This window comes from Paraburkholderia steynii, from assembly GCF_900100565.1.
In the GTDB taxonomy this organism is placed as follows: Bacteria; Pseudomonadota; Gammaproteobacteria; order Burkholderiales; family Burkholderiaceae; genus Paraburkholderia; species Paraburkholderia terrae.
On the sequence record NZ_FNDI01000006.1, the window covers coordinates 207,924 to 233,660 of the forward strand.

A 25,737-nucleotide genomic window follows, 5' to 3' on the forward strand; every position below is an offset into this window, starting at 1 on the left:
TCCTTTTCGCAGGAGATTTTCAAGTGCCGCACCCATAGCCAGCAAAAGCAATCGATGGAAAAAAAGACCCTGTTTCTTAGACACATGCTCAAACGCAAGGTCGTCACGGCGCTGTCCGCGGCGGTATCCGGATGGCTCGCGTTGAGCCCCGTCGCGCACGCAGCCGACACCACCCGGCCGCCGAATATTCTTGTCATCTTCGGCGACGACATCGGTCAGACCAACATCAGCGCGTATGGCCAGGGTGTCGTCGGCTACCAGACACCCAATATCGACCGCCTCGCCCACGAAGGGATGATGTTCACCGACTACTACGCGGAGAACAGTTCGACAGCGGGCCGCTCTTCGTTCATCACGGGGCAATCGCCGTTGCGCACGGGCTTGAGCAAGGTGGGTGTTCCCGGCGTGCCGCAAGGGCTGCAGGCATCGGATGTCACGATCGCCCAGGCGTTGAAGCCGCTCGGCTACGCGACGGGCCAGTTCGGCAAGAATCACCTGGGTGACCGCAACGAGTATCTGCCGACTGTCCACGGCTTCGATGTGTTCTACGGCAACCTCTATCACCTGAATGCGGAAGAAGAGCCGGAACGTCCGTACTGGCCGAAAGCCGACACACCGCAGGGCAAGGCCTATGCGAAGTATTTCATGCCGCGCGGCGTGATGGACTGCAAGGCCTCGGACCATGACGACCCCACCGTCGATCCGCGCTTCGGCAAGGTCGGCAGACAGGTCTGCACGGACACGGGCCCGCTCTCGTCCAAGCGCATGGAAACCATCGACGACGAGACGACAGGCCGCGCCATCGACTTCATGAAGCAACAGGCCAAGTCGGACAAACCGTTCTTCGTCTGGATGAACACCACGCGCATGCACGTGTTCACCCACGTGCGCCCAGAGTACAAGGACAAGGGCGGCATGGCCGGCAACACCTACGCGGACGGCATGTGGGAGCACGACCAGGACGTCGGCAAGCTGCTCAAGTCGCTCGACGAAATGGGGATCGCCGACAACACGATCGTCGTCTACACGACGGATAACGGTCCGAACCAGTTCACATGGCCGGACGCCGCAACAACGCCGTTCCGCAACGAGAAAGACTCCAACTACGAAGGCGCGTTCCGCGTGCCTGCCATGGTGCGCTGGCCCGGCCACGTCAAGCCGGGACAGGTCTCCAATGAAATTTTCTCGGGCATGGACTGGTTCCCCACGCTGCTCGCGGCTGCCGGCGACACCAGCATCAAGGAGCGGCTGCTGAAGGGCGCGAGCATCGGCGGACAATCCTTCAAAAACCATCTGGACGGCTACAACCAGTTGCCGTACCTGGAAGGTAAGCAGGCGAAAAGCGAGCGCAAGGAGTTCTACTACTTCGATGACGACGGCGTTCTGGTCGACATGCGTTACGGCGACTGGAAGTTCGTCTATTGCGAACAGCGCGCTCCTGGCGGCTTCGCGGTGTGGAACAACCCGCTGACCTGCCTGCGCGTGCCGAAGATCTTCAACCTGCGCATGGACCCGTACGAACGCGCTGACGTCGTCTCCGACCAGTACTACGACTGGACGACCAAGAACGTCTATGTGCTCTACGGCGCGATTGCGGAGACGGCGAGGTTCCTCGACACCTTCGTCGCGTATCCGCCCGCGCAGACGCCTGCCAGCTTCACGGTCGATGGCATACGTGCCGGCGTCGATGCCGAAATCGCGCGTAACAACGCGCGCACCAAAGCGATGACCAAAAAGGACGACTGACGCGCCATCCCGTCTCGCGAGGCACGCGCTTCCCGCGTGCCTCGCGGCTGACGGCGCACCAGGCACCCGATTCACGACGCCTGCTCGCATCGACATCATTCTTCGAAGGCTATGCCTGTGATTAGACCGATCCTGTTGATCATGCTCAGCATGGCCGCCTCCGGCTGCACGATGCCGCGATCCATTTCCGTGCTCGGCTCGTTCTTTCCGGACTGGCTCTTTTGTGCCATCGCCGGGCTCGTGCTCGCACTGATCGTGCGCGGCCTGCTGATCCGGCTCGGACAGGAGCGCACATTCGGGCCGCCCGTCATCGTGCAACCCACGTTGATGCTGCTCTTTTCGCTGCTGGTCTGGCTGGTCTTCTTTTAACGCTGCAACACCGTCAATCAGAGCCTTCCGATGGCCGTTCGCCCCAACACATTGAAAAGCAGAAAGTGGCCCGCGCTGACGCTTGCCGTCATCACGCTGGCTCTGCTCGCCTACGTCATCTGGCGCGTGGATACTTCACCCGGCACCGACGACGCCTATGCCCAGGCCGACACCATCGACGTCGTGCCCGACGTCAGCGGACGCATCGTCGAGATGGCCGTCAAAGATAATCAGCGGGTCAACAAGGGCGACCTGCTGTTCCGTGTCGATCCGCGCCCGTTCGAAGATGAACTCGCGCGAGCCAAAGCGTCGCTCGTCGCGCTCGACAAGCAGATCGCGCTCACGCGGCGCGTGGTCACGGCACAGCAGTACGGCGCCGATTCCGTGCATGCTCTCGTCGAACGCGCCCGCGTCACAGCGGCGCAAACGGCGGAAACGCTGCGGCGCACGCAGCCTCTGCTGGCGCCGGGCTACGTGTCCGCCGAGGACGTCGATCGGGTCCGCACCGCGCAACGCGCGGCCGAGGCCGACCTGGTCGCCGCGCGGCTCCAGGCCCAGCAGGCCACCTCGGCCGTCACGGGCGTCGATGCGCTAGTCGCGCAACGCGACGTGGTCCTCGCCGACATTGCGCTGATGCAGTTCCGCCTCGACATGACGACGGTGCGCGCTCCCTTCGACGGCCGCGTGGTGTCGCTGAAAACTTCCGTCGGCCAGTTCGCTTCGGCGCTCAAACCGATCTTTACGCTGATCGATACACGGCACTGGTACGTCGTCGCCAACTTCCGCGAGACCGAACTGAAGAACATTCGCCCCGGCACGCCCGCTACCGTTTACCTGATGAGCGATACGGGCAAGCGCTTCAAGGGCAAGGTCGATTCGATCGGCTATGGCGTGCTGCCCGACGACGGCGGCCTCGTGCTCGGCGGACTGCCGCGCGTACAGCGCAGCATCAACTGGGTACGCGTTGCGCAGCGGTTTCCCGTAAAGATCCTGGTCGATCAACCCGATGCGGAACTGTTCAGGATCGGCGCGTCGGCCGTCGCGCAGTTGAACCCGCAACTGAACCCGCTGGCCGCCGATAAACCACGTTCCTGAGTCCGCGATGAACCTGGCCGACTACGTGCCGGAGCCTCTCCAGGCTCTGGCGAGCTTTTTCCGCGAGGAACTGACTGAGGCGCGTCCCGGGCGCGTCGCTCAGGCAACCCAATTGGGCTCGCTCTGTCTGCTCGTCGTCTTTGTGTCGATGACACTGAGCGTGCCGATGATCGCCGTGTCCCTGATCGTGCTGTTCTACGGCGTACAGCAGAACGCGTTCTTTACGAAGGTGGTTGCCGTCGTATTCGTCGTCGCGACCGTGCTCGACGTCGGCGCCCTGTTTCTGGTGCTCAAATACGCTTACGGTTATCCGTTGATCCGCATCGCGGCCGCCGGGCTGATTCTGTTCGGCAGCATGTATCTGATGCGCGTCAACAAGCTCGGACTGATGTTTTTCGCGGTTGCGCTGGTGGCAGCCTACGGTCAAACCATCCCCGATTCGCTGGACTTTCCCGAAATCGCGGTACGCGCGCTGATGTGGGCGGTCGTCGCGGGCATGTATCCTGTTTTGCTCATGGTGATCGTGTGCGGCTTTCTGTTCCCTTCCCGTCCCGTCGCCCTGTTGCAGCGCGAATTGCATCGTCAGCTCTCCGATGTATCGGCGCGTCTCGAGCAGATGCGCGGAACGACGCTAACGGATGCATCAGCGGCATCGCCTGCCACACGCATCGAAAAAGACACGTTGGCGCTGCAAGGGCTGCACACCTTCGCCACGTCGGACGACGCCGGCTATCGCGCGATCGCGCCGTACTGGAAAGCGTGCATCGCCGCCGTCGGCTACCTGCGCGCGAAGACGAATGCGCTCGCTGCACGCCCGCTGCCGATGGGCGATGCCGGACGTGCGCTCGTGAGCAGGCTGAGAGACGAAGTGGCGGCGCTGAACGCGTCGGTCGAGCAGGCCGAGCCGTATCGCGGCACATGGATACCGACCCATGCTGAACGCGCAACCGCCACGACGTTCGGTCTGGACGGTCTATGCCATACCTTGCAAGATCTGGCGCGTTTCGACCTTGGGCAACCGGCGCCGAAGGCGCCAAAAGACGCATTGTTCGTCCCCGACTCGCTGACGAACCCCGTGTATCTGCGCTTCGCGCTCAAGGTGACGCTGGCCGCATTGATCTGCTACGTGTTCTATCACGGCGCGCAGTGGGACGGCATCCACACCAGCCTGCTGACCTGCGTGATCGTCGCGTATCCCAGCACGGGCGCGTCGTTCCAGAAAATGATGCTGCGCTGTGGCGGTGCGCTGATCGGCGCGCTGCTCGCTTTGCTTACGACCATCGTCATCATCCCCCGCCTCGACGGCATCTTTGGCTTTCTGCTGATGCTCGCACCGATATTCTTCGCGGGCGCCTGGGTAGCCACGGGCTCCGAGCGCTCGTCCTATATCGGTACGCAGTTCGTGTTCACCTTCGCGATGGCCACGCTGGAAAACGGCTTCGGTCCGTCTGCCGACCTGGGCGAGATTCGCGACCGCGCGATCGGCATCCTGATTGGCATCGTCGTGTCGGCCGTGGTCTACACGTTCATCTGGCCCGAGAGCGAGGTGAATACGATCCGCCAGAAACTCGCCGATGCGCTGCGCGAAGCGGGCAAGCTCATTCGTCACCCGGACTGCGCGGGCGGTTCCGAACAGTTGGACTACCTGCAACAACGCGTGGCGTGCTGGAACGCGCTCAAGAACTGCGAAGACATGGTCGAGCGCGTGGCGATGGAAGTCAACCTGCCATCCGCCACGCGACAAACGATGCTGCAACGTGCCCGCGACGTTCTGCATGGCGGCCGAAGGATTGTCGATCAATGGGACGTCCTGCGTGACAGGCTGGGTGCCGAAGGCCACGAAGAACCTGCCGTCGATCAGGCATGGGACGCATGGCGTCAGCAGGTCGCAGAGGCGCTCGACCACTACGCTGACGGCCTGGCTGCGCAACCGCCCGTGGCCACCCCGCCCCGCTCGCTGCCCGCTGCTCCATCCGCCGACGTGCGATCGCCCCTCGTCACACAAGCGCGGCACCTGGCCACGCAGATTATCGAACTACCGGATTGGACGACGACGGTTGCTTCCGGCATCGACACCGCCGCTACGCAACCGGGAAAGAGCATTTGACATGGCAAACTCACTCTCTCGCTTCAGGCTCGACATACTGATCTGCTGCGCAGCGCTGCTGTCGGGCTGCGCGTTGATCCACAACGATACGCCGCCGCACGCGCAGATCACGCCCGAACAGATCCGGCTTGCCGACGACATCCATCTCGCCCACGACGGCTGGCCCGACGCTCAATGGTGGAAGCGCTACGACGACCCGCAGCTCGACGCTCTGATCCAGCGCGCGCTGCTAGGTTCACCGACTATCGCGATGGTGCGCACGCGTGTGACTCAGGCGGGGTCCCAGGCGGACGTGCTCCGTGCCGGCACGGGCCTGCAAATGGCCGCGTTCGCGCTCATCAACGAGCAACGCGCATCGGCGAACGGTTTTCTGGGTCCTTATGCGCTGAATCTGCCGCGCCTTGGCATCACGGGTCCGTGGTACACGGAAGGTGCGCTCGGGGCCGTCGCCGATCTCAATATCGATTTGTGGGGCATGCACCGCTCGGCCGTCGAAGCCGCGCTCGGTGTGCAAAATGCGCGGATCGCCGAAACGGCCGCCGCGGAACTGGATATTTCGTCGGGCGTCGCGCAGCTCTACTACAGCATGCAGACCACGTATCGGATGCTCGATTTGCTGCAACAAACGCGGGACGCACTTGACTACGCGGTCGACGCGCATCGAGGCAAGGTCCAGCACGGACTGGAAGCAAACACGCCATTGCATGGCGCGCGCGCGCAAGTGCTGGCCGTTGACCGCCAGATCGTCGCCGCACAAGGACAGGTCAAGGAACTGCGCGAATCGATCCGGGCGCTGGTCGGCGCGGGACCCGATGATCTGGACGACATCCAACCCGTGCCGTTGCCCCAAGTGGAAGCGAGCCTGCCCCGTACGCTGCAATATGAACTGCTCGCCCGACGCCCCGATCTTCAGGCCATGCGCTGGTATGTGCAATCGTCCTTCAGCCAGATCGATGCCGCCAAGGCTGCTTTTTATCCCAGTCTGGACATCAAGGCGTTGATCGGTCTCGACTCGCTTCACCTCGACAGGCTATTTCGCAGCGCCAGTCAACAGATCAACCTGATACCGGGTCTCTACCTGCCGATCTTCGACGGCGGCCGTCTGAACGCCAACCTGCATCGCACGCGCGCCGCCAGCGACATGCTGATCGAACAATACAATCAGGCGGTGCTCAACGCAGTACGCGACGTCGCCGTCAGCAGCAACCGTCTGCAGGCGCTCGATGACGAGCGCGCACTTCAAGTGGAAAAGATCGGCGCAACCCGATTCGCGCAAGAATCAGCCGAGGCGTACTACACGCGAGGTCTCGCGAGCCGTCAGATTGCAACCGAGGCCCGCCTGCCCGTGCTGGCTGAACAGATGGCGCTTTTGCTACTCGATGGCCAGCGCCTCGCGCAAGGCATCGCGCTAACCAAAGCGCTGGGTGGCGGCTATGCAAGCGACACAGCCAAACCGTAAACTGCGCGCCCGCCCGGGCTACGCGAGTTGCGAGTGCGTTTGGTCCGTCGTCTCGACAACCAGAAGCCCCGCCCGTAATCCGGGCTTCACCGTTGCGTTCGGAAACACGATGCGCTCCTCGTCGTGACGCACGACATAGCGATAATCGCCATCGCGCGCGAGCACCGTATCGCGCGTGAAGGCCGTGAAATTGGCCACATCTTTTGCGAGCAGCAACTCGAACGAATCGCTTTGCTTGGTGATCTGATCGATGACGGTAAAGACACGCGGCAGCGGCAAGGAAGCATCGCCAGGCTCACCGGCAATCAGCTGGCGCAACGCTGCATCGGCAGAGGCAAAACGCGCAAGATCGTTCTGCCCGAAGGGGCGGACCTTCCCAAGCTCCAGCGTGCAGGCATCTGCACCGCAAACCTCGGCTGTGAAGTGCGAGTACGTATTGCCTTTGGTGGTGTGCAACAGCACAGCCGCGATCCGCGCATCGCGCAGCCATTCGAACATCGCGCGCGACAATGGCGCACCCGTATGCGGCAGCAGCGCGAACTGCTCGAAAACGGAAGCACGAATCGCAGTGTGCAGATCGACATGCCATCGCGCGCCGGGCGCATCGGATGCCGCGGCGAAGAACTGCTGCGCGATGCGCTCCAGCGCCACTGCACGCGGCGCCTCGTGACTCGCGGGCAACTGCGCATGACGTCCGCTGAACAGCCGGTTCAGATCGTCGTCGATATAACGGCACGACTCACGCATCGCCTGCACGTTGCCGAGTATCACCAGCAGCCGGCAAGCAAGCGCTGTGCGTCCCTGTGCAATGTCGCGCACCACAAACGACAGCAGTTCGATGGGCGCCGTCTCGTCGCCATGAATGCCCGCCGACGTCAGCACGCTGCGACCCTCGCCATCCGCCAACCCGGCGGGCTCGAACTGCAACACACCGTCGTCGATCCATGTCCAACGCACGCCGTTCGCGCACGCGCCCTCGCGCGCATCGTCGGCGGGCCGATGGCCGGCCAGCGTACACGCGAGGAAATCGTCGAGCATCGCCGGCACGGATGAATCAGCGCTGGAAGTCATACAGCGAACCCAGACCGAGAATCTGCGTCAGTTCATCGAGTGCCGTGCGCGATTCGACCAGCAGTTTCGGATCGGCGAGATCGGTCGGCGCGAGACGGTCGCGATAGTGCGTGTCGATCCAGCTATCGAGGCGCGTGAAGAGCTTGTCGTCGATCCACACGCCCGGCGTCACCGCAGCGCGCTCCGCCTCGTTCAGCACGACCCGTAAGCGCAGACACGCAGGGCCGCCGCCGTTCTTCATGCTCTCGCGCAGATCGAACACCAGCACATCGTCGATGGGCGCCGTGCTGGCGACCAGTTCGTCGAGATAAGCGGCCACGCGCGGATTCTCACGGGACTCCTGCGGCACGACCAGAACCTGCTTGCTGCTGGTTCCGTCGTTGAGCAGCAGCAACTGGCTGTTGAACAGATACGACGACACGGCATCGGCGACGCTCACCTGCGCGTCCGGCACTTCGATCACGTTGAACTCGCCATTGAGCTTCGAGAGCTTCGAACGCAGTTCGTCGTACACGGCCTTCTGCTCGACGAACGCAAGCTGATGGCAAAACAGCGTGCGCGCATTGCCGACTGCGATCACGTCGTTATGGAACACGCCTGCATCGATCACTTCGGGGGTCTGTTGCGCGTACACGGTCGCGTCGTCGGCAAGACCGTGACGATGCGCAACCGCGCGGCTCGCCTCGAACGTCTGACGCGCCGGATAGCGCTTCGGCTCCGGCCCACGGCGATATTCGCTGCGTCCATACACGAAGAACTCGACGCCCTTCGCGCCATATTCCGCGCAAAAACGCGTGTGGTTCGCCGCGCCTTCGTCGCCGAGCGCGGGCGTGCCGGGCAATGCCTCATGCACGACGAAGCGCGACGGGTCCGCGAAAATCGCGCGCAGCGTGCGGCGCGTCGCCTCATGCTCGATCGCGCGATGCAGCTTGCTGGTCAGGTTCGCGGGCGTGAAATGCACGCGGCCATCCTGCGTATCCGCCGACGGGCTGACCGTCGCGGCATTCGCCGTCCACATCGCCGATGCCGAACTCGCCGCCGCGAGCAGCTCCGGCGCGTTCTTCGCGACGCGCTCGATCACGCTCGCGTCGTCACCGGAAAAACCGAGCTCGCGCAGCAGGCGGATCGACGGACGCTCCTGCGGCGGCAGCACGCCCTGCTTGAAACCGAGGTCCGCGAGCTGCTTCATCTTGCGCAGGCCCTGCTTGGCAGCGGCCTTCGGGTTCGCGATGGACTTGTCGTTGTTCTGCGACGCGACGTTGCCGAACGACAGCCCCGCATAGTTGTGGGTCGGTCCGACAAGTCCGTCGAAATTGGCTTCAGTGGCTTGCATCGTCGATCCTTAGAAATGAAGACCCGGCGACACGCTCGCGGGCATTTGCAGTTGCGCGCTTTCGACAGAGGCCATCGGGTATGCGCAGTAATCGGCCGCGTAATACGCGCTCGGCCGGTTGTTGCCCGAGCGGCCCGTGCCGCCGAACGGCGCCGCCGAAGAAGCGCCATTGGTCGGCCGGTTCCAGTTCACGATGCCGGCGCGGATCGCGCGCTGGAAGTGCGTCCACAGCGCTTCGTCGTCGGCGAGCAGGCCGGCGGACAGGCCGAACTCGGTGTCGTTCGCGCCCGAGATCGCGTCGTCAAACGAGCCGTAACGGACGATCTGCGCGAGCGGCCCGAAGTGCTCTTCATCGGGCAGGTTCGTCACGTTCGTGACGTCGAGAATGGCGGGCGAAACGAAACCGAGCTTCGGATCGCGCTGCTCCATCTTCAGCAAAGGCTTCGCGCCGTCCGCAATCAGACGTTCCTGCGCTTCGACCAGACGCGCCGCCGCGCGCGCCGAAATCACCGCGCCCATGTACGGCTGCGGATCGGCGTTGTATTCGCCCACGGCAATGCGCGAAGTGACTTCGACGAGACGCGCGAGGAACTGATCGCCGAACGCATCGTTCGGCACGAAGATGCGGCGCGCGCACGTGCAGCGCTGCCCTGCCGACAGGAACGCCGATTGAATCGTGTGATGCACGGCGGCATCGAGATCGGCGACGGGCGCGACGACGAGGGGGTTGTTGCCGCCCATCTCGAGTGCAAGCACGATCTCGGGACGGCCGCCGAACTGCTTGTGCAGCAGCGTGCCCGTGTCGGAACTACCCGTGAAGAACAGCCCGTCGATCTGCCGGTGATTCGCGAGCGCAATGCCCGTGTCCTTCTCGCCCTGCACAAGATTCAGCACACCAGCGGGTAGACCCGCATCGCGCCACACCTCGACGGTCGCGCGCGCCACGCCCGGCGCAAGTTCCGAAGGCTTGAACACAACCGCGTTGCCCGCGATCAGCGCAGGCACGATGTGCCCATTCGGCAGGTGACCAGGAAAGTTGTACGGCCCGAACACAGCGACGACGCCATGCGGACGGTGACGTAGCACGGCTGTGCCGTCGGCCATCGCGGCACGCCGCTCACCCGTGCGCTCGTTGTACGACTGGACCGAGATGTCGACCTTCGCCGCCATCGTCGCGACTTCCGTGCGCGCTTCCCACAACGGCTTGCCCGTCTCGCGGCCAATCGCCTCGGCGATCGATTCCTTGCGCTCGTTGATCAACGCAGCGAAGCGGCGCACGACGGCGACGCGCTCGTCGAGGCTCACGGCCGACCACAATGCGAACGCACGGCGCGCGCTCATCACGGCGCGATCGACGTCTTCCGCCGACGCACTGTTGCCTTCCCACACCGTCGCGCCCGTGCCCGGGTTGCGCGATGCGAATGCGTGTCCTGTGCCGGCGACCCATTCGCCGTCGATGAAAAGCTCGCTCATGTCAGTCCTTATTTCTGTTTCAGGGGCAGCACGCGCACCGGCTCGCCTGCCTTCACGTTCAATGCCTCCGCTTCGTCCGCGGTCAGACGGAACACGCCGTTCTCGACGACGCCCGCCGCGACGCCCGTGCGGAAATCGTCCAGCGACGTGTTCGAGACGAGCGAACGCGGGCCACCTTCCTGCGCTGCGACGGCAGCAATCTCGACGGGCACGACGACGCTTTCGCGCACCGTGCGCAAATCGGAAACGTGGCATTCGAGCACGGGACCCGCGTCGAAAATATCGACGTGATTCTCGTAGCGCAGCCCTTCCGCTTCGAGCATCTTGCGGGCGGGCAACGTGTCGCTATGCGTGAGGCCGATGGCCTGCTGCGCTTCGTCAGGCAGCAGTTCGACGTACACAGGAAAACGCGGCATCAGTTCTGCGAGGAACGACTTGCGGCCGTGCGAGCTGAGATAGTCGGCGGCGTTGAAGTCGATCTGATAGAAATGCGAACCGACCGCGCGCCAGAACGGCGACGTGCCGTCGGCATCGAAATGGCCGCGCAACTCCGCGCAGATGCGCTGCGGAAAGCGCTCGCGAAACTGCGCGATGAACATGAAGCGCGAACGCGACAGCAGGCCGCCCACACCATGCGCGCGATAACGCGGGCTCAGAAACAGCGAACATACTTCCGCGTAGCCCGTCAGATCGTGCGAGATGTTGAGCGCGCGCATGCGCGTCCAGATGCCGAGATCCTGCGACGCATGCACGACCGTGCTCACGCGATAGTTGTAGAACGGCTGCTCGAGTCCCACGGCCGTTTCGATCCCGCAGACGCCGGCGATGTCCTTCGTCTGCGAATCTTCCATCACGAAGAAGTAACCCTTTTCGTGCGGCACGGCCTTGTCTTCGAGCGTGCGACGCACGCGCTCGACGCGCTCGGCGAGCGCATCGCGATCCGGCTTGAAGGTCGTGAGACCGGGACCCGTCTCCTGAGCGAGCGCGACGAGCGCGTCCACATCGCCCGTTTGAACGACGCGAACGACGATCATTGTGCTTCTCCCGTGGTGTGTGTCGGTTCCTGCTGATGCAGCGGCACGCAGCGCACCGTATCGCCGTCCTGCGCGCCAAGCGCATGACGCGCGGCGGCTGGCAGCGGCGCGCCGCCGTCCGTCTGCGCGGGCAGATCCGCGAGCACGCAGCGGAACTCGCCCGGCTTGTTGCTCGCGATCAGATACGTCGCGCCCTGTTGCGCCGATGTTTCGCGCACGGTGCGCGTCTCGTTGCGCTTCACGCACGCGCTGCGTTCAATTTGCGCGGTCAGCACGGGGCCCGCATCGAAGATATCGACGTAGCGGTCCGTCTCGAAGCCTTCTTCCATGTGGATGTCGTACGCGAGCAGCGCCTTTTCATCGGGCTCGCCGAGTACGCGCTGCGCAGCTTCCGGCAGCAGGGGCACATAGATCGGATAGCTCGGCATCACTTCAGCGATGAACGTGCTGCTGCGGCCGCCCGACTGCACTTCGATATCGGCGAAATTGCGGCCGAAGAACTTGCGGCCCACGGCTTCCCAGAACGGCGACACGCCCGTATCGTCCGTCACGCCGAGCAGCAGCGAGAACACTTCGGACGTGAAGCGCTTGCGGTTCGCGGCGATGTACATCATCCGCGCGCGCGACATCAGATGCGCGGCGGCATCGCCGCGCATCGCCGGGTCGATATAGAAACCGGCGAGACGGCTTTTGCCCGTCAGTTCATGCGACATCGTCAGCGCGTGGATCTTGCGGTTCACGTGCAGTTCGCGCGACGCGTGAATGAGGGCGTCGTTGCGGAACACGTAGAACGGTTCCGAATAACCCGCTGCCGCGACGATGCTCGACGTGCCGTGCAGCTTGCCCGTCTCGCTGTCTTCCAGCACGAAGAGATAGAACTCCTCGCCCGGAAAATCGACTTCTGCGCGAAACGAGTCTTCCGACAACGCGACGCGCGCCTCCAGCGCGCGCCGGTCGTGCGGCAGCGAGTGCAGCACGGGCTGCGCGGTGCGCGCCATCTGTTGCAACGCGTCGAGATCGGCCAGGCGGCCAGGGCGGACGAAGAGCATCGTGGTCTCGTGTAATGTGGCTTGAAGGTTACTTCGCGAGCGCTGTTGCGCCGACGACTTCCTCGATCGCCTTTTCGAAGCGCGCGAGACCTTCGTTCATGTCGTCAGCGGAAATGATCAGCGACGGCGCGAAGCGCAGCACATCGGGGCCTGCCATCAGCATGATCACACCGTGCTTGCCGGCTGCCGTGACGAAGTCTTTCGCGCGGCCCTTGTAGGCTTCCGTAAGTTCCATGCCGATCAGCAGCCCCTTGCCGCGCACGTCCTTGAAGATGCCGAAGCGGTCGTTGATCTTCGCGAGCGTCGCCTTGAACTGTTCGCTGCGCGCGCGCACGCCCTCCAGCAGTTTCGGGTCGCTGACGAGATCGACCACTTTCAGCGCGATCGCCGTCGCGAGCGGGTTGCCGCCGTACGTGGTGCCGTGTACGCCGACCTTGAAGTGCGCGGCGAGTTCATTCGTGGTCAGCATCGCGCCGATCGGGAAGCCGTTGCCGAGCGCCTTCGCGGTGGTCAGGATGTCGGGCGTCACGCCCGTGTCCTGATATGCATAGAAGAAGCCCGTACGGCCGACGCCCGTTTGCACTTCGTCGAAAATCAGCAATGCGTTGTGCTGGTCGCAGGCTTCGCGCAGCGCCTTCAGGAATGCGGGATCGGCGGGAATCACGCCGCCTTCGCCTTGCACCGGCTCGACGATCACCGCGCAGGTTTTCGGGCCGATCGCGGCGCGCGCCGCTTCGATATCGTTGTAAGGCAGGTGTTTGATGCCGGCGGGCACGGGGCCGAAGCCTTCCGAGTACTTCGGCTGTCCGCCGACGCTCACCGTGAAGAACGTACGGCCGTGGAACGACTGGGTGAACGAGACGATTTCGTCCTTCTGTGCGCCGTGGCGGTCGAAGGCGACGCGGCGCGCGAGTTTCAGGGCGGCTTCGTTGGCTTCCGCGCCGGAGTTCGCGAAGAATGCGCGGTCGGCGAAAGTCAGCTCTTCGAGGCGTTTTGCGAGGCGCAGGACGGGCTCGTTCGTGTAACCGTTACCGATGTGCCACAGCTTGGCGCCCTGATCGTGCAAAACCTTCAGCAGTTCGGGATGCGCGTGGCCCAGCGCCGTGACGGCGATGCCGCCCGCGAAGTCGATGTAGTCCTTGCCTTGCGTGTCCCATACGCGGGAACCGGCGCCGCGGTCCGGTACGAAAGACGCTGGCGCGAAGACGGGGACCATGACTTCGTCGAAGGTCTGGCGGGTGACATTTTGGTCGTGCATGGCGGGGCCTCGGGGTTTGGTCACTTTGACGGTACTTAGTTTAGGTGACAGTGGGCGGGGCGTCTTGCGTGGAAGCGACGGGTTCTTTTTTTATGTCTGCGACGCTGGGCCGGTTTGGTTTTTTTGTTGCCTTGCGGCGATGGGTGGTTTGCCTGGTTTTTTGCTGGCATCCGGGGGGAGCCTTCGCGGCGCGGGCGATGCCGGTCCGTGTTTTGCTCGTTCCGCTGGCATCCGCGTTTTGCCTTCGGGGCGCGGCAGGTTTGCTTGTTCTAGCCTTTGCGCTGGCATCCGCGCTTTGCCTTTGCGGCGCGGCCGGTTTGCTTGTTCTAGCCGTTGCGCTGGCATCCGCGATTTGCCTTCGTACTTCAGGCGTCGCCCCTGTGCGGGGCGGCACCTACTTTTCTTTGCCGCCGCAAAGAAAAGTAGGCAAAAGAAAGCGGCTCACACCGCCAACATTTCTTCCTGCCTGAGGGCCCCCAACCGGTCCCACACTTCACACGGCAGTGCCCTGGTTGGTGCTCGTTGCCAACGCTTCGAATGAACGCCTCACCCGCTTCAAACACCCGCACAAGGGCTAGCGTCAGCGAATGGTATCTGCCGCCCAGGTGGCAAACTGTGTGTAGGTTGTCGAGGCGTATAGCTCGGCGCTCTTACATCGAGGCGTGCGCTATCGGTCCGAAGTGAAGCGTGTGTAGCGCTACGGCCGACACACAGTTTGCCACCTGGGCGGCCGTGGACTGTCTGGCACGGCGTGCTGCAACGCGGGTGCGTGAAGTGGGTGATGCGCTGGATTAGAGCGTTGGCAACGAACGCGAACAAACAGGTTGCCGTGTGAAGTGTGGGACCGGTTGGGGGCCCTCAGGCGGGAACAAGAACTGGCGGTGTTAGCCGCTTTCTTTTGCCTACTTTTCTTTGCGGCGGCAAAGAAAAGTAGGTGCCGCCCCGCACAGGGGCGACGCGTGAAGCACGAAGGCAAAGCGCGGATGCCAGCAAAAACACGAGCAAACCACCCCAGCGTCGCAAGACAAAAACGAAACCTAAACCTCTTGATCAGGCGGCTCAATCATCGCCGCGGGCCGCGGCTCGCTAATAGCCGCATTGGCACCACTGCCATGCTGCTTCTCGATGAAATTCCTACGCTCTTCACGCGGCGTAACGCCAAACTTCTCCCGATAAGCATTAGAAAAATGCGCAGCAGAAGAAAACCCACACGCGAGACTAATCTGAACAACCGACTTGCTAGTCCGCTGCAACTGCGTCCGCGCCTTCGCAAGGCGCAAACCGAGGTAATACTTCGAAGGCATCGACCCAAGATATTGCCGAAACAGCCGCTCCAGCTGCCGGCGCGAAACGCCAACAAGCCCAGCTATCTCATCCGAAGTCAGCGGATCCTCAATATTCGCTTCCATCAACAGCAAAGCATCATTCAGGCGAGGATGCCGCTCGCCCGGCGCCGTCACGAACGGAATCCGCTGACGCTCTTCCCCGGACCGCAGCACGCCAACGCCTAAAGTATCGGCGATACGGTCAGCCAGCTCCGGCCCATGCTCACGCCCAATCATCGCCAGCATGAAATCGACGGTCGCCTGCCCGCCCGCGCAGGTCGCGCGATCACGATCGATCTCGAAGATCTGCTGCGTAACGATCGACCGCTCGAATTGCTCGGTGAACTGCTGATACGTCTCCCAGTTCACACTCACGCGATAACCGGAGAGTTGCCCCGCCATGGCCAGCCACCACACGCCGTGGTGAATCCCCGTCACAAGCGGCGTACGCTGCCCAACCCGCGACAGACTGGCAAGAAACAACCGGTAATCCGCAAACTGCTGAAAGCGCTCACTAACGAGAATCAGCCAGTCGCACGAAATCGCATCACCGAATGCGGCATCGGCGGGCCATTGCGCGCCGCCCGCGAGCGGCACCGGCCGGCCGTCCCACGAGCACACCTGCCAGCGGTACAACGCGCGGCCATCGATCTCATTGGCAAGGTTCAACGCATCGACAATAGGCCCGACGCCCGACATCGAAACGGGTGGCAACGCGACAATCGCGACCTGAGTCGTGCGTGCCGGACTGGACGACGGACGTGGCATTAACGTGTGCTGCGGGACGCCCGCTTACTTGAGACTGCCCGACAGGAACTGCTTGAGCCGCTCGCTCTTCGGCGTGGCCAGCACCTCGGACGGCACGCCCTCTTCCTCCGTGCGGCCCTGATGCAGGAACATCACATGGTTCGACACGTTGCGTGCAAAGCCCATTTCATGCGTCACGACGATCATCGTGCGGCCTTCTTCGGCGAGCTTCTGCATCACCTTCAGCACTTCGCCGACCAGTTCGGGATCGAGCGCGGAAGTCGGCTCGTCGAACAGCATCACGTCCGGGTTCATCGCCAGCGCGCGCGCAATCGCCACACGCTGCTGCTGCCCGCCCGACAGATGCGACGGATACTGCTTCTCCAGACGCGGTGCAAGACCGACCTTCTCCAGATACTCGCGCGCGCGGTCTTCCGCTTCCTTGCGCGACAGGCCGAGCACGTGAATCGGCGCTTCGACCACGTTTTCCAGCACGTTCATGTGCGCCCACAAATTGAAGTGCTGGAACACCATCGCGAGCTTCGTGCGGATGCGCTGAAGCTGCTTGTGATCCGCGACCTCGAAGTTGCCGTGACGATCGACCTTCGTGCGCACCGCTTCGCCATCGACAACGATCTGCCCGGCGTTCGGCCGCTCGAGAAAATTGATGCAGCGCAGGAACGTACTCTTGCCCGACCCGCTCGCACCGATGATGCTGATCACGTCGCCCTTGTTGGCATTCAGCGAGACGCCCTTCAGCACTTCGTTATCGCCATAGCGCTTGTGGATGTCCTGCACGGCGAGCTTGCAGGCTTCCGTTTGAGTCGTGTGGAGCAAGATGCTCTCCCAGAGTGAAGACGGGTGAAACGGTGCTTACGTATTACGGGCTCTCGGCCGATCAACGCCGCACGGCCAGGTACGCAAGCCAGTGACGCTCGGCGCGCCGGAACAACGCAACCAGCGCGAACGAAACAGCAAGATAAATCAGCGCCGCGAGCCCGAAAGCCTCGAACGAGCGGTACGTCGCGGAGTTCGCATCGCGCGCAACCTTCAGCACGTCGGGCACGGTGGCCGTGAAGGCGACGGTGGTCGCGTGCAGCATCAGGATCACTTCGTTACTGTACAACGGCAGCGCGCGGCGCAGCGCGGACGGTATCACAATCCGCCGGTACATCGTGAACCAGCTCATGCCATAGGCGCGCGCGGCTTCGACCTCGCCATGCGAGGTCGCGCGAATCGCGCCCGCGAAGATCTCCGTTGTGTACGCACAGGTGTTCAGTGCGAACGCGAGGATCGCGCAGTGAAAGCCGCTGCGGAAGAACGAATCGAGCAGCGCATGCGAGCGCACGAACTCCAGGCTGTACATGCCCGTGTAGATCAGCAGCAACTGCACATAGAGCGGCGTGCCGCGAAACACGTAGGTGTAGAGGCGCACGGGCGTCGACAGCCAGCGCTTCCTCGATACCCGCGCTACGGCCAGCGGTATCGACGCCACGAAACCGATGCCGATCGATGCGACCAGCAACCACAACGTGACGGCAAGACCCGAGATACGTTGCCCGTCCCAGTAAAGGAACGCGCGCCAGAACTGGTTGAGAATGTCGATCATGATCGTCTCCTGCGCGTGGCGCGAATTAGAGTTCGGCGTGTCGAACGCCGATCGAATAGCGCTTCTCCAGCCAGATCAGCACGAGGTTCGAGACCGTCGTGATGGCCAGATAGATCGCCGCGGCAACGAGGATGAAGAAGAACATGTTGAAGGTGCTCTTGCCGGCGTCCTGCGCGGCCTTGACGACATCGGCGAGTCCGATGATCGACACCAGCGCCGTCGCCTTCACGAGCACCTGCCAGTTGTTGCCGATGCCCGGCAGCGCAAAGCGCATCATCTGCGGGAACATGATGCGCGCGAATACGCGCGCGCCGCTCATGCCGTATGCCGCGCCCGCTTCGAGCTGGCCACGTGGCACAGCGAGAAACGCGCCGCGAAACGTCTCGGTGAAGTAAGCGCCGTAGATGAAGCCGAGCGTCAGCACGCCCGCGACGAACGGGTCGATGTCGAATTGCGGCAGGTTCAACGCGTCGGTCAGGTTGTTGACGGCGATCTGGATGCTGTAGAAGAGCAGCAGCATGAGAACCAGGTCGGGCACCGAGCGGATCAGCGTCGTGTAGCCCGTCGCGATCGCGCGCATCGGCCGGCTCAACGACAGCTTCGCCGCCGCACCGATCAGGCCGAGCACGACGGCCGTCGCCAGAGATAGAACCGACAGCTCGATCGTCTTGATCGTGCCCTCGAGGAGCACCGGGCCAAAGCCATATAAGAACACGCGTGTCTCCTTTGAGGTTATCCGGACCGCCGCAACGAACTGCGGCATGGCGCGGATACTCGCAAGCAAAAATAATTTGCTCAAACCGGGACATGCGCTTGTTGTGCATCGCAACATCGGCGAAGGCGCCGCACGGCGGGCGTTGGACGCCCGCTATAGCGGGCGCTATCCGTTTGTAAGCCGATGGCGCGCACGCAGCAGGTGCTGCGAATTAGCAAGTTTGCGGTCGCTTTTTCGATAGACGCGCGAAGCCGCCCGCATGCTCGCAAACCCGCGCCGATTGGGGCTTTCCCTGAAAGACAGCCGCATCCGATACTGCCAGGCGCTTCCCGTGGAAGCCGTCTCGACGCACCCGCGTTAGACTGGCTTCTCCCTTCCGACACCCGACGCTTCCGCGACAAGGATCGCCGCATGACACTTCGTCCCGACTCCACGACGCTCGACGCCTACACCCACGACGCCGCCCGCTACTCGCGCGAATGGCTCGACCAGCCGCCGCCCGACGACATGTATGCACTGTGGGAAAGCCATCTGCTGCCGACCGGCAAGACGGCCGATATCGGCTGCGGCAACGGGCGCGACGCCGCGTGGCTCGCGGACCATGGGTATCGCGTGACGGGGTTCGATGCGTCGGCGGGTTTGCTCGAAGAAGCGCGGCGGCTCTATCCGCAGATTGCGTTTCGCACCGCGTCGCTGCCGTCGCTCGCCGAGATCGACGAGCAGTTCGACAACGTGGTCTGCGAAACCGTGCTGATGCATCTGCCCGTCGACGCGATCACCGATGCCGTCGACAACCTCGTGCGCATCCTGCGCCCCAACGGCATGCTGTATCTGTCGTGGCGCGTGACGGAGGGCGTGGACGCGCGCCAGCCAGATGGACGACTCTACTCGGCGTTCGAGCCGTCGCTCGTCACGGACGCGCTGACCAGCTGCGTGATCCTGTTCGCCGACGACACGACCAGCGCCAGTTCCGGCAAACGCGTGTGCCGGATCATCGCGGCGAAGCGGTCCGAGGACTGAGCGCGTATCCGACGGGGCATCAATCGATGCCGAGACAGGCGCGGATTGCGGGCAGCATCGCCTCGACGGCCGCGCGCCCTTCCGCGATCGCGGGCTCCGCACGGTGAAAGTCGAAGATGCCCATACCCGCGAGGCGCGGCTGGATCAGGATGTCGGCCGGTTCGCCCGCGAGGCGGCTGCGCGTGATCCGCACCTGCATGATGTCGATGCTTTGCGCGATCGAACTGAGCATCGACGGCACGCGCGCGCTCGGCGCAGGCGCCACACGCACGTCGCGCGAATGCTGTTCGGGCGAGGGCTGCAGCCAGTTCGGAAACGGCTTGCCGTTGCGCCGTAGCAGAACGGGTGGCGCAGGCGTCGCGATCGCGGGCGGCGGCGCATCGGGATCGAGCGGCAGCGGCTCGGATTCTTCGACGGCTCGCTCGATGACGGCCTCGATCGATTCTTCCGTCGGCATCGGCGGCAGATCGACCACCGCGCCGCCGAAGTCGCGGCCATTGAGAATGTCATTGTTCAGGTCCACGGCGATCACGCAGTCGGCCCGCATGCCGCGCGCCGCCGACACAGGCACGGGGTTCGACAGCCCGCCGTCGACGAGCCACACGCCCTCGTGCAGCACCGGCGTGAAAATGCCCGGAATCGCAATCGACGCGCGCACGGCGTCCACCACGCCGCCGTCCTGCAGCCACGTCTCGCGGCCCGAATCAAGTTCCGTCGCGACGGCGGCGAACGGCATCTGCAACTGGCTGATCTCTCGTCCGTTGAAACGGTTCGCAAACACCTGGATGACTTTCCTGCCGCCGAGCAGCCCGCCCGAAAAACGCAGATCGAGCAGACGCACGACCGACTGCCACGTGAGCCCCGTCACCCACTCTTCGAGCCAGTCGAGATCGCCGTTCGCATAGACGGCGCCGACCAGCGCGCCGATCGACGTGCCCGCCACGAGGTCCGGCTTGATGCCCGCGTCGTGCAGCGCCCGGATCGCACCGATGTGCGCCCAGCCGCGCGCGGCTCCGCCGCCGAGCACGAGGCCGATGCGCTTGTATCGCCTACGTGTGGCCATTGTTATTTTCTCCCTTGATTACAGGCGTTTTCTGTTTGGACCGTGGCGCGCGGCTTTTGTTTTCAGCCCTCTTTTAGCCCTCGCTTCCGGACACGCTGCTCGCCCAGGCTTATCCGCCCTCCGTCAGTGCCCGCGCATCACGTCCGAGCGCGAGGTCGTGTAGACGACGTGATTGACGTCGAAATGCACGTTGAAAAAGCCTTCTTGAGTGACGCCGCCTTCGCGCCACTTCCAGCTCCATACCGTCTCGGGCTTGAGCGGATAAACGGCCACTTCGCCGGGCTTGCCGAGCAGACGGCGCACTTCGTCTTCCGTCATGCCGGCGCGGATCTTCGCGAAGTTCGCGGCCGTCAGCACCTGCGTGATCGCCTGCAACGTGCCGTCCGGCCCGATGTCGACCATGTACGTGTTGAGGCCTTGTGGACCGCGCGGATATTCGAAGCGCTTCGAGCCGTCGGTGAACTGGCGCTCGGTTTCGGGCTTGCCCATCTGGTCGCGGATCTGCGCTTCCGTCGTGATGCCGGGCGTGAGCCCCTTCAGAAGCAGCGCATCCGGTTTGACGGCGTTGAAAAATTCCTTGAGCTTTTGCACGGCTTGCTCGCTCTGCTGGTCGTCGCAGCCGGCGAGCGCGGACAGCGCGCCTGCCATGGCCACGGAAAGCATCATGTTGCGCAACGAGGTGCGATTAACCATCTTCGATAACTTGCTAGACACAAACGATGTGAACGACACAGAGCATAACCCGGTCGACAGCCGGATCGCGAACGATGGCTGCGCAGATGTGTATGGAAAGTTAAAGAATTGCTACGCGAGATTTCTCGTGCGCGAGAAATGCGAACAGCGATGAACCCACGGAGAAGGCTTGCGAAGGGAAACGTGGTGGCGCATGCAGCAACATGAAAAGCGTTTCGGCCAGAAGCCACATGTGCTTCTGGCCGTGACGCAATTTTCACTGCTATGACGACCGCAAACGACAGCGGCCGCTGGCCCCTCGACTATCCTGCAAGTGCTGACAATCTAGCGTCAGGTTCGAAAATGCGCGAGAGCGCGTTTACACCGAATCGGCTGACGAATCGCATGCGATCTCGCGTGCGGCGGCCAACGATTAGCGTCGGCACGCCAGCCTCATGATTGCGTGATGCGTGTGAAGTCATCGCGCCGACGCGCCGGGCATCCTGCCTGCACCCGGCTGACCCGGCCGACCCGGTTCGTCCGGGTGTGTACTGCGTAGCCGACCTACGCGTGACGTGAGGGGCCGGCCGGCGTCGAGGTCCGTGGAGGCCGCCGCCTCGTCACGCGGGTATGCATTGCGCAGATCCGCGTCGTTGGCGGCGACGATGACACATTAGCGCTCGCGCGCGCCTCATTCCGTGCGACGGCACACGCATCGGACCTTCTCGAAGCAACCGGAAACGCATTTCGTGCCCTGTTTTCAGGGGTTTTCTGCATCGCCGCCCGCGCAGCCTTCGATTCACGCACACACCGACCCTGCTGCCGGCAGGGACATGATCAGCCCGCCAGCAGGAACGGGAGCGCTTTGGCACAATCGCGTTTTCCCGCACGCCACGCGGACCCGCGCTTCGTCCTTGCAAAAGGCGATAGTTGGCCGCACATCGATTCCATGATCCCCTTTTCCGTCCTCGACCTTTCTCCCATCACGGCTGGCGCGAGCGCGACCGATGCGTTCCGCAATTCGCTCGATCTTGCGCAGCACGCCGAGCAATGGGACTACAAGCGCTTCTGGCTCGCCGAGCATCACAACATGACGGGTATCGCGAGCGCGGCGACGTCGGTCGTGATCGCGCACGTCGCGGGCGGCACGAAGACGATTCGCGTCGGCTCGGGCGGCGTGATGCTGCCGAATCACGCGCCGCTCGTGATCGCCGAGCAGTTCGGCACGCTGGCGTCGCTGTTTCCGGGGCGTATCGATCTGGGCCTGGGCCGCGCGCCCGGCACCGACCAGACCACCGCCCGCGCGCTGCGCCGCGATCTGAACGGCAGCGCCGATTCGTTCCCTGACGACGTCGTCGAACTGCAGCGCTATTTCGCTGATCCCGTGCCGGGGCAGCGCGTGCGCGCCGTGCCTGGCGCAGGCCTGAAGGTGCCGTTGTGGCTGCTCGGCTCGAGCCTGTTCAGCGCGCAGCTGGCGGCCGCGCTCGGTCTGCCGTTCGCGTTCGCGTCGCACTTCGCGCCGGATTACATGATGCAGGCGCTGCACGTGTATCGCGCGCAGTTCCGTCCGTCGGAAACGCTCGACAAACCTTACGCGATGGTCGGCGTGAACTTGTTTGCCGCCGACACCAATGACGAAGCGCGCCGCCTCTTCACGTCGCTGCAGCAGCAGTTCATCAATCTGCGGCGGGGCACGCCGGGCCAGTTGCGGCCGCCCGTCGATCACCTCGCGGTGTCGGAGATGGAGTTGAGCAGCGTGCAGCACTCGCTCGCGTGCTCGGTGATCGGCGATCGCGACACGGTGCGCGACGGTCTGCGCTCGATCATCCAGCAGACGGGCGCGAACGAACTGATGCTCACCGCGCAAATTTACGATCACGCGGCGCGACTGCGTTCGTTTGAAATCGGCGCGCAAGTGCGCGACGAACTGGCCGACGCCTGAACGGGAGAGAGTCAACAACTGCGCCGGCACGCGCGCCCGCGTCCGGCTGAAGCGAAGGCGCACCGCTGCCTTTGCTTCGAACAGACCATCGTCCCCGGCTCAATGGTTGCGGGCGCGGCGGCACGCCCGTCGAGCAACGCCTTGTGAAAGGCCGTTGGGTCCTGCATCTGCGGCGCACGTCGGGCGGCGCGGCATCCTTGCCGAAAGCCGTCCCTGTCGCCGATCAGCAGCGTCGGCGTTTTCAGCAGCCCAAGCTCATAGACGACCGGTTGCGTATAAAAGTCAGCACAATAAACGTTTCACCGATGCCCCCAAAAAGGCGCTTGCCGGCCCGCTTTAGCCGTTGTGACCGGTGCGGCACCAAGGGCCGCTTCTGAATATCTTCGGACCTTGCTTCGCTCCCGTTCACAACCAGAGTGGGCCACGCAATGTCATCTTCCGATCGTCCTCCTCGCGCACTACCATTCCTTCACGTTCCGATGACCTCGTCGCGGTAATTCACGGGAAGCGTTTGACGGCACTCGACAGGCGATGCCGCGGCGCCCAATCGGGCCGCGAACCCTCATCTGTGCGAAATCTGTGTGAGATACGGAATAACACCGCATCTGCCTGGTTCACTCCAATGAGACCTGTTTATAGCAACGGGAGAACCATCGTGCGTACCCCAAGTCCCCGTACCGCGCGGACGATCCTGAGCGCCGTCATTGTCCTGGCGATCTCGGCGCTTTGCGACTCACCTGCCTTCACTGCCGGCTTGCAGACCGACGGTACGTCTAACGAAGCCCCCTTCCTGGCGGAGAACAATACCGCCATGACAAGAATGATGGACGGCATGTCGACGAGACCGACGGGCGACGTCGATCGCGATTTTGTCGCAATGATGGTGCCTCACCATCAAGGTGCCATCGACATGGCGCAGGCCGAACTGCGTTACGGTCACAACGAACAGTTGCGCCGCATCGCGCAAGAGATCGTCGTCGAGCAACAACAGGAAATCGTCGCCATGCGCGTCGCACTCGGACAACCATTGCCATCGCCTGCCCCCGCTCCCGACCAGCAAAAGCCGGCGTCCATGCCTGTCGCCCCTGTTCACCGGACGTCCGGCCAAGGCATGCAAATGAACATGCCAAACCCTATGCAGGAGGAGCAGCAATGAAACGCCAATCGAGAATCACCATCGCGTTGTCGGCATCCATGCTGGTGGCAGCGCAGTTCGCGTGGGCTGGGCAGGCCCCTGGATCGCAGTCCGACCCTGACATTCCCGTAAGCCACCACGATCGCGTTTACGCCGCCGAGCAGTTTTCGAACACAGTGTCGGTGATCGACCCGGCCGACAACAAGCTGCTTGGCCTGATTCGCCTCGGCGATCCCTCGCCGGGCAATTTCAGTCCGTTGTACAAAGGTCAATTACTTGTGCATGGCATGGGTTTCTCGCCGGACCACCACACGATTGCGGTTGTCTCGATCGGATCGAACTCGGTTTCATTCATCGACACGCAGACTAACGCCGTCAAGCATGTCACCTACGTCGGCCGCTCGCCTCACGAGGCTTTCTTTACGCCCGATGGAAAGGAAGTCTGGGTGACCGTGCGCGGTGAAAACTACGTCGCTGTCCTCGACGGAAAAACGTACGAGGAGAAAACACGCATTACTGTCCCGGCTGGCCCCGGAATGCAGATATTCTCACCGGACGGAAAATACGGTTACGTCTGCTCGTCCTTCAACCCGGAGATCGAGGTGGTGTCCGTGGCCGACCATAAGATCGTCGGCAGGGTCCAGCAGGCCAGCCCTTTTTGTCCCGACCTGGCGGCGACGCCCGACGGCAAGCAGGTCTGGTTCACGCTGAAGGACACCGGCAAGGTCCAGGTGTTCGATGCAAGGCCGCCATTCGCGCTGATCAAAACACTCGACACAGGCCCAATCACGAATCACGTGAACATCGTGCATAACGACAAGGGCACGTTCGCGTACGTCTCCGTTGGAGGCCTGAATGTAATCAAGGTGTTCCGAACCGACGACTTTTCGCAGGTCGCGACGATACCTGTCGGCAACTTGCCGCATGGGCTCTGGCCGTCGGGGGACGGCAGCCGCATCTATGTCGGGCTGGAGAACGCCGATGCGATGGCTGCGATCGACACGCTGAGCAACACGGTCATCGCGACTGTGCCCATTGGCCAGGCGCCGCAGGCTGTCACCTATGTGCCGAATGCGGTGCCGGAAGGCGATGCTACGCAGAACCTGCAGACGCTGGGCCTGGCTGGTCAGAGCGTCCATCTTGCACTGGTGCCGGTGGGGGCGGGCAAGACGGCGGATGCCACCCATGCACCTACGACTGTCGCGTTGTTCGACCAGGGCCTCGTGCAGGTTCTCCAGGTCGCTGTCACTGGTCTGCAACCGAAGCAGCCCTACGTACTAGGTCTTGCCGATAACCCCGATGGCATGGGTGACCTGCAGGTGCTCGCGAATTTCATGTCCAATCCGGCCGGCTCGGCGATCGTCAATGCTCTCGGGCAGATTCGCCAACTGATCACACCAGGAATGGGCAATGCCGATGACAAGCGCCGCTACCTCGTGGTCGCCCCGCAAGGGTCGGGCAAGCCTGGGGCACCCGTACAGGTGCAGTCGCCGTAACCGGTTCCGCCGCCACGTC

General features: G+C 63.3%; 21 protein-coding genes and 1 pseudogene. 9 read left to right on the forward strand and 13 right to left on the reverse strand.

Going from position 1 to position 25,737, the window contains the following annotated elements:
• Window positions 1-54: 54 nt before the first annotated feature.
• From BLT65_RS13560 to BLT65_RS13580, 5 genes are all read left to right on the forward strand, one after another.
• Window positions 55-1,746: an arylsulfatase gene (locus tag BLT65_RS13560; protein WP_091778383.1), complete on the forward strand. Its 1,692-nt coding sequence runs from the start codon at window positions 55-57 to the stop codon at window positions 1,744-1,746.
• A gap of 111 nt (window positions 1,747-1,857) precedes the next feature.
• Window positions 1,858-2,115, forward strand: a complete 258-nt coding sequence (locus tag BLT65_RS13565) for a YtcA family lipoprotein (RefSeq protein ID WP_091778385.1) — start codon at window positions 1,858-1,860, stop codon at window positions 2,113-2,115.
• Between the two features lie 30 nt (window positions 2,116-2,145).
• Window positions 2,146-3,210: a multidrug transporter subunit MdtN gene (gene mdtN / locus BLT65_RS13570; protein WP_091778387.1), complete on the forward strand. Its 1,065-nt coding sequence runs from the start codon at window positions 2,146-2,148 to the stop codon at window positions 3,208-3,210.
• A 7-nt stretch (window positions 3,211-3,217) separates the two neighbouring features.
• Window positions 3,218-5,317: an FUSC family protein gene (locus BLT65_RS13575; RefSeq protein WP_091778389.1), complete on the forward strand. Its 2,100-nt coding sequence runs from the start codon at window positions 3,218-3,220 to the stop codon at window positions 5,315-5,317.
• Window position 5,318: 1 nt separating this feature from the next.
• Window positions 5,319-6,776 (forward strand): MdtP family multidrug efflux transporter outer membrane subunit, encoded by a 1,458-nt coding sequence (locus BLT65_RS13580; protein WP_091778391.1) that lies wholly within the window; start codon window positions 5,319-5,321, stop codon window positions 6,774-6,776.
• An 18-nt stretch (window positions 6,777-6,794) separates the two neighbouring features.
• Here the strand turns inward: BLT65_RS13580 and astE are convergent, their stop codons facing one another.
• The 10 genes from astE to BLT65_RS13630 all read right to left on the reverse strand — a co-directional run bounded on the left by astE (window position 6,795) and on the right by BLT65_RS13630 (window position 18,390).
• Entirely contained in the window at window positions 6,795-7,847 is a 1,053-nt protein-coding gene (astE, locus tag BLT65_RS13585; RefSeq protein ID WP_091778392.1) for a succinylglutamate desuccinylase, read from the reverse strand.
• Window positions 7,831-9,180, reverse strand: coding sequence for an N-succinylarginine dihydrolase (gene astB, locus BLT65_RS13590; RefSeq protein ID WP_091778394.1), 1,350 nt, complete (start codon window positions 9,178-9,180; stop codon window positions 7,831-7,833). Before astB ends, astE begins: the two co-directional genes overlap by 17 nt.
• A 9-nt stretch (window positions 9,181-9,189) precedes the next feature.
• On the reverse strand, window positions 9,190-10,653 hold the full coding sequence (astD, locus tag BLT65_RS13595) for a succinylglutamate-semialdehyde dehydrogenase (protein WP_042308407.1): 1,464 nt from the start codon (window positions 10,651-10,653) through the stop codon (window positions 9,190-9,192).
• A gap of 8 nt (window positions 10,654-10,661) precedes the next feature.
• Window positions 10,662-11,687 carry an arginine N-succinyltransferase gene (gene astA, locus BLT65_RS13600; protein ID WP_091778396.1) on the reverse strand — a complete coding sequence of 342 codons (1,026 nt, stop codon included), beginning with the start codon at window positions 11,685-11,687 and terminating at the stop codon, window positions 10,662-10,664.
• Complete coding sequence (aruF, locus tag BLT65_RS13605) at window positions 11,684-12,736, reverse strand: arginine/ornithine succinyltransferase subunit alpha (RefSeq protein WP_091778398.1); 1,053 nt, start codon at window positions 12,734-12,736, stop codon at window positions 11,684-11,686. The genes astA and aruF overlap by 4 nt, the downstream gene beginning before the upstream one ends.
• A gap of 28 nt (window positions 12,737-12,764) precedes the next feature.
• The gene (locus BLT65_RS13610; protein WP_042308401.1) at window positions 12,765-13,994 is read right to left on the reverse strand and encodes an aspartate aminotransferase family protein; all 1,230 of its coding nucleotides are present in this window, start codon (window positions 13,992-13,994) and stop codon (window positions 12,765-12,767) included.
• Between the two features lie 1,037 nt (window positions 13,995-15,031).
• Window positions 15,032-16,087, reverse strand: a complete 1,056-nt coding sequence (locus tag BLT65_RS13615; RefSeq protein WP_091778400.1) for a GlxA family transcriptional regulator — start codon at window positions 16,085-16,087, stop codon at window positions 15,032-15,034.
• 24 nt (window positions 16,088-16,111) lie between these two features.
• Window positions 16,112-16,903 carry an ABC transporter ATP-binding protein gene (locus BLT65_RS13620; RefSeq protein ID WP_042308396.1) on the reverse strand — a complete coding sequence of 264 codons (792 nt, stop codon included), beginning with the start codon at window positions 16,901-16,903 and terminating at the stop codon, window positions 16,112-16,114.
• Between the two features lie 61 nt (window positions 16,904-16,964).
• On the reverse strand, window positions 16,965-17,675 hold the full coding sequence (locus tag BLT65_RS13625; RefSeq protein WP_042308394.1) for an ABC transporter permease: 711 nt from the start codon (window positions 17,673-17,675) through the stop codon (window positions 16,965-16,967).
• Between the two features lie 25 nt (window positions 17,676-17,700).
• Window positions 17,701-18,390 (reverse strand): ABC transporter permease, encoded by a 690-nt coding sequence (locus BLT65_RS13630; RefSeq protein WP_042308524.1) that lies wholly within the window; start codon window positions 18,388-18,390, stop codon window positions 17,701-17,703.
• A gap of 411 nt (window positions 18,391-18,801) precedes the next feature.
• On the opposite strand from BLT65_RS13630, the gene BLT65_RS13635 reads away from it, so the two are divergent.
• A complete protein-coding gene (locus BLT65_RS13635; protein ID WP_091778402.1) occupies window positions 18,802-19,410 on the forward strand; it encodes a class I SAM-dependent methyltransferase in 609 nt (202 codons plus the stop codon).
• A gap of 19 nt (window positions 19,411-19,429) precedes the next feature.
• Here the strand turns inward: BLT65_RS13635 and BLT65_RS13640 are convergent, their stop codons facing one another.
• Complete coding sequence (locus tag BLT65_RS13640; RefSeq protein ID WP_007738414.1) at window positions 19,430-20,473, reverse strand: patatin-like phospholipase family protein; 1,044 nt, start codon at window positions 20,471-20,473, stop codon at window positions 19,430-19,432.
• Between the two features lie 123 nt (window positions 20,474-20,596).
• Entirely contained in the window at window positions 20,597-21,139 is a 543-nt protein-coding gene (locus BLT65_RS13645; RefSeq protein ID WP_042308388.1) for a lipoprotein, read from the reverse strand.
• 955 nt (window positions 21,140-22,094) lie between these two features.
• Between BLT65_RS13645 and BLT65_RS13655 the strand changes: the two genes are divergently transcribed.
• Window positions 22,095-23,087, forward strand: a complete 993-nt coding sequence (locus BLT65_RS13655; protein WP_091778605.1) for an LLM class flavin-dependent oxidoreductase — start codon at window positions 22,095-22,097, stop codon at window positions 23,085-23,087.
• Between the two features lie 107 nt (window positions 23,088-23,194).
• Here BLT65_RS13655 and BLT65_RS48700 read toward each other — a convergent pair.
• Window positions 23,195-23,365, reverse strand: a pseudogene (locus BLT65_RS48700) (alpha/beta fold hydrolase); the annotation flags it as partial.
• A gap of 377 nt (window positions 23,366-23,742) precedes the next feature.
• Between BLT65_RS48700 and BLT65_RS13660 the strand changes: the two are divergent.
• Both BLT65_RS13660 and BLT65_RS13665 read left to right on the forward strand, forming a co-directional pair.
• Window positions 23,743-24,243, forward strand: coding sequence for a DUF305 domain-containing protein (locus tag BLT65_RS13660; protein WP_091778607.1), 501 nt, complete (start codon window positions 23,743-23,745; stop codon window positions 24,241-24,243).
• Window positions 24,240-25,718, forward strand: a complete 1,479-nt coding sequence (locus BLT65_RS13665; RefSeq protein WP_091778406.1) for a YncE family protein — start codon at window positions 24,240-24,242, stop codon at window positions 25,716-25,718. The genes BLT65_RS13660 and BLT65_RS13665 overlap by 4 nt, the downstream gene beginning before the upstream one ends.
• The last annotated feature ends 19 nt before the right edge of the window (window positions 25,719-25,737 follow it).

Excerpts from the sequence above, each read along its gene's own strand:
- BLT65_RS13560 (WP_091778383.1), top strand. The coding sequence starts at position 55 with ATGGAAAAAAAGACCCTGTTTCTTAGACACATGCTCAAACGCAAGGTC.
- BLT65_RS13565 (WP_091778385.1), top strand. The coding sequence starts at position 1,858 with ATGCCTGTGATTAGACCGATCCTGTTGATCATGCTCAGCATGGCCGCC.
- mdtN (WP_091778387.1), top strand. The coding sequence starts at position 2,146 with ATGGCCGTTCGCCCCAACACATTGAAAAGCAGAAAGTGGCCCGCGCTG.
- BLT65_RS13575 (WP_091778389.1), top strand. The coding sequence starts at position 3,218 with ATGAACCTGGCCGACTACGTGCCGGAGCCTCTCCAGGCTCTGGCGAGC.
- BLT65_RS13580 (WP_091778391.1), top strand. The coding sequence starts at position 5,319 with ATGGCAAACTCACTCTCTCGCTTCAGGCTCGACATACTGATCTGCTGC.
- astE (WP_091778392.1), bottom strand. The coding sequence starts at position 7,847 with ATGACTTCCAGCGCTGATTCATCCGTGCCGGCGATGCTCGACGATTTC.
- astB (WP_091778394.1), bottom strand. The coding sequence starts at position 9,180 with ATGCAAGCCACTGAAGCCAATTTCGACGGACTTGTCGGACCGACCCAC.
- astD (WP_042308407.1), bottom strand. The coding sequence starts at position 10,653 with ATGAGCGAGCTTTTCATCGACGGCGAATGGGTCGCCGGCACAGGACAC.
- astA (WP_091778396.1), bottom strand. The coding sequence starts at position 11,687 with ATGATCGTCGTTCGCGTCGTTCAAACGGGCGATGTGGACGCGCTCGTC.
- aruF (WP_091778398.1), bottom strand. The coding sequence starts at position 12,736 with ATGCTCTTCGTCCGCCCTGGCCGCCTGGCCGATCTCGACGCGTTGCAA.
- BLT65_RS13610 (WP_042308401.1), bottom strand. The coding sequence starts at position 13,994 with ATGCACGACCAAAATGTCACCCGCCAGACCTTCGACGAAGTCATGGTC.
- BLT65_RS13615 (WP_091778400.1), bottom strand. The coding sequence starts at position 16,087 with ATGCCACGTCCGTCGTCCAGTCCGGCACGCACGACTCAGGTCGCGATT.
- BLT65_RS13625 (WP_042308394.1), bottom strand. The coding sequence starts at position 17,675 with ATGATCGACATTCTCAACCAGTTCTGGCGCGCGTTCCTTTACTGGGAC.
- BLT65_RS13635 (WP_091778402.1), top strand. The coding sequence starts at position 18,802 with ATGACACTTCGTCCCGACTCCACGACGCTCGACGCCTACACCCACGAC.
- BLT65_RS13640 (WP_007738414.1), bottom strand. The coding sequence starts at position 20,473 with ATGGCCACACGTAGGCGATACAAGCGCATCGGCCTCGTGCTCGGCGGC.
- BLT65_RS13645 (WP_042308388.1), bottom strand. The coding sequence starts at position 21,139 with ATGATGCTTTCCGTGGCCATGGCAGGCGCGCTGTCCGCGCTCGCCGGC.
- BLT65_RS13655 (WP_091778605.1), top strand. The coding sequence starts at position 22,095 with ATGATCCCCTTTTCCGTCCTCGACCTTTCTCCCATCACGGCTGGCGCG.
- BLT65_RS13665 (WP_091778406.1), top strand. The coding sequence starts at position 24,240 with ATGAAACGCCAATCGAGAATCACCATCGCGTTGTCGGCATCCATGCTG.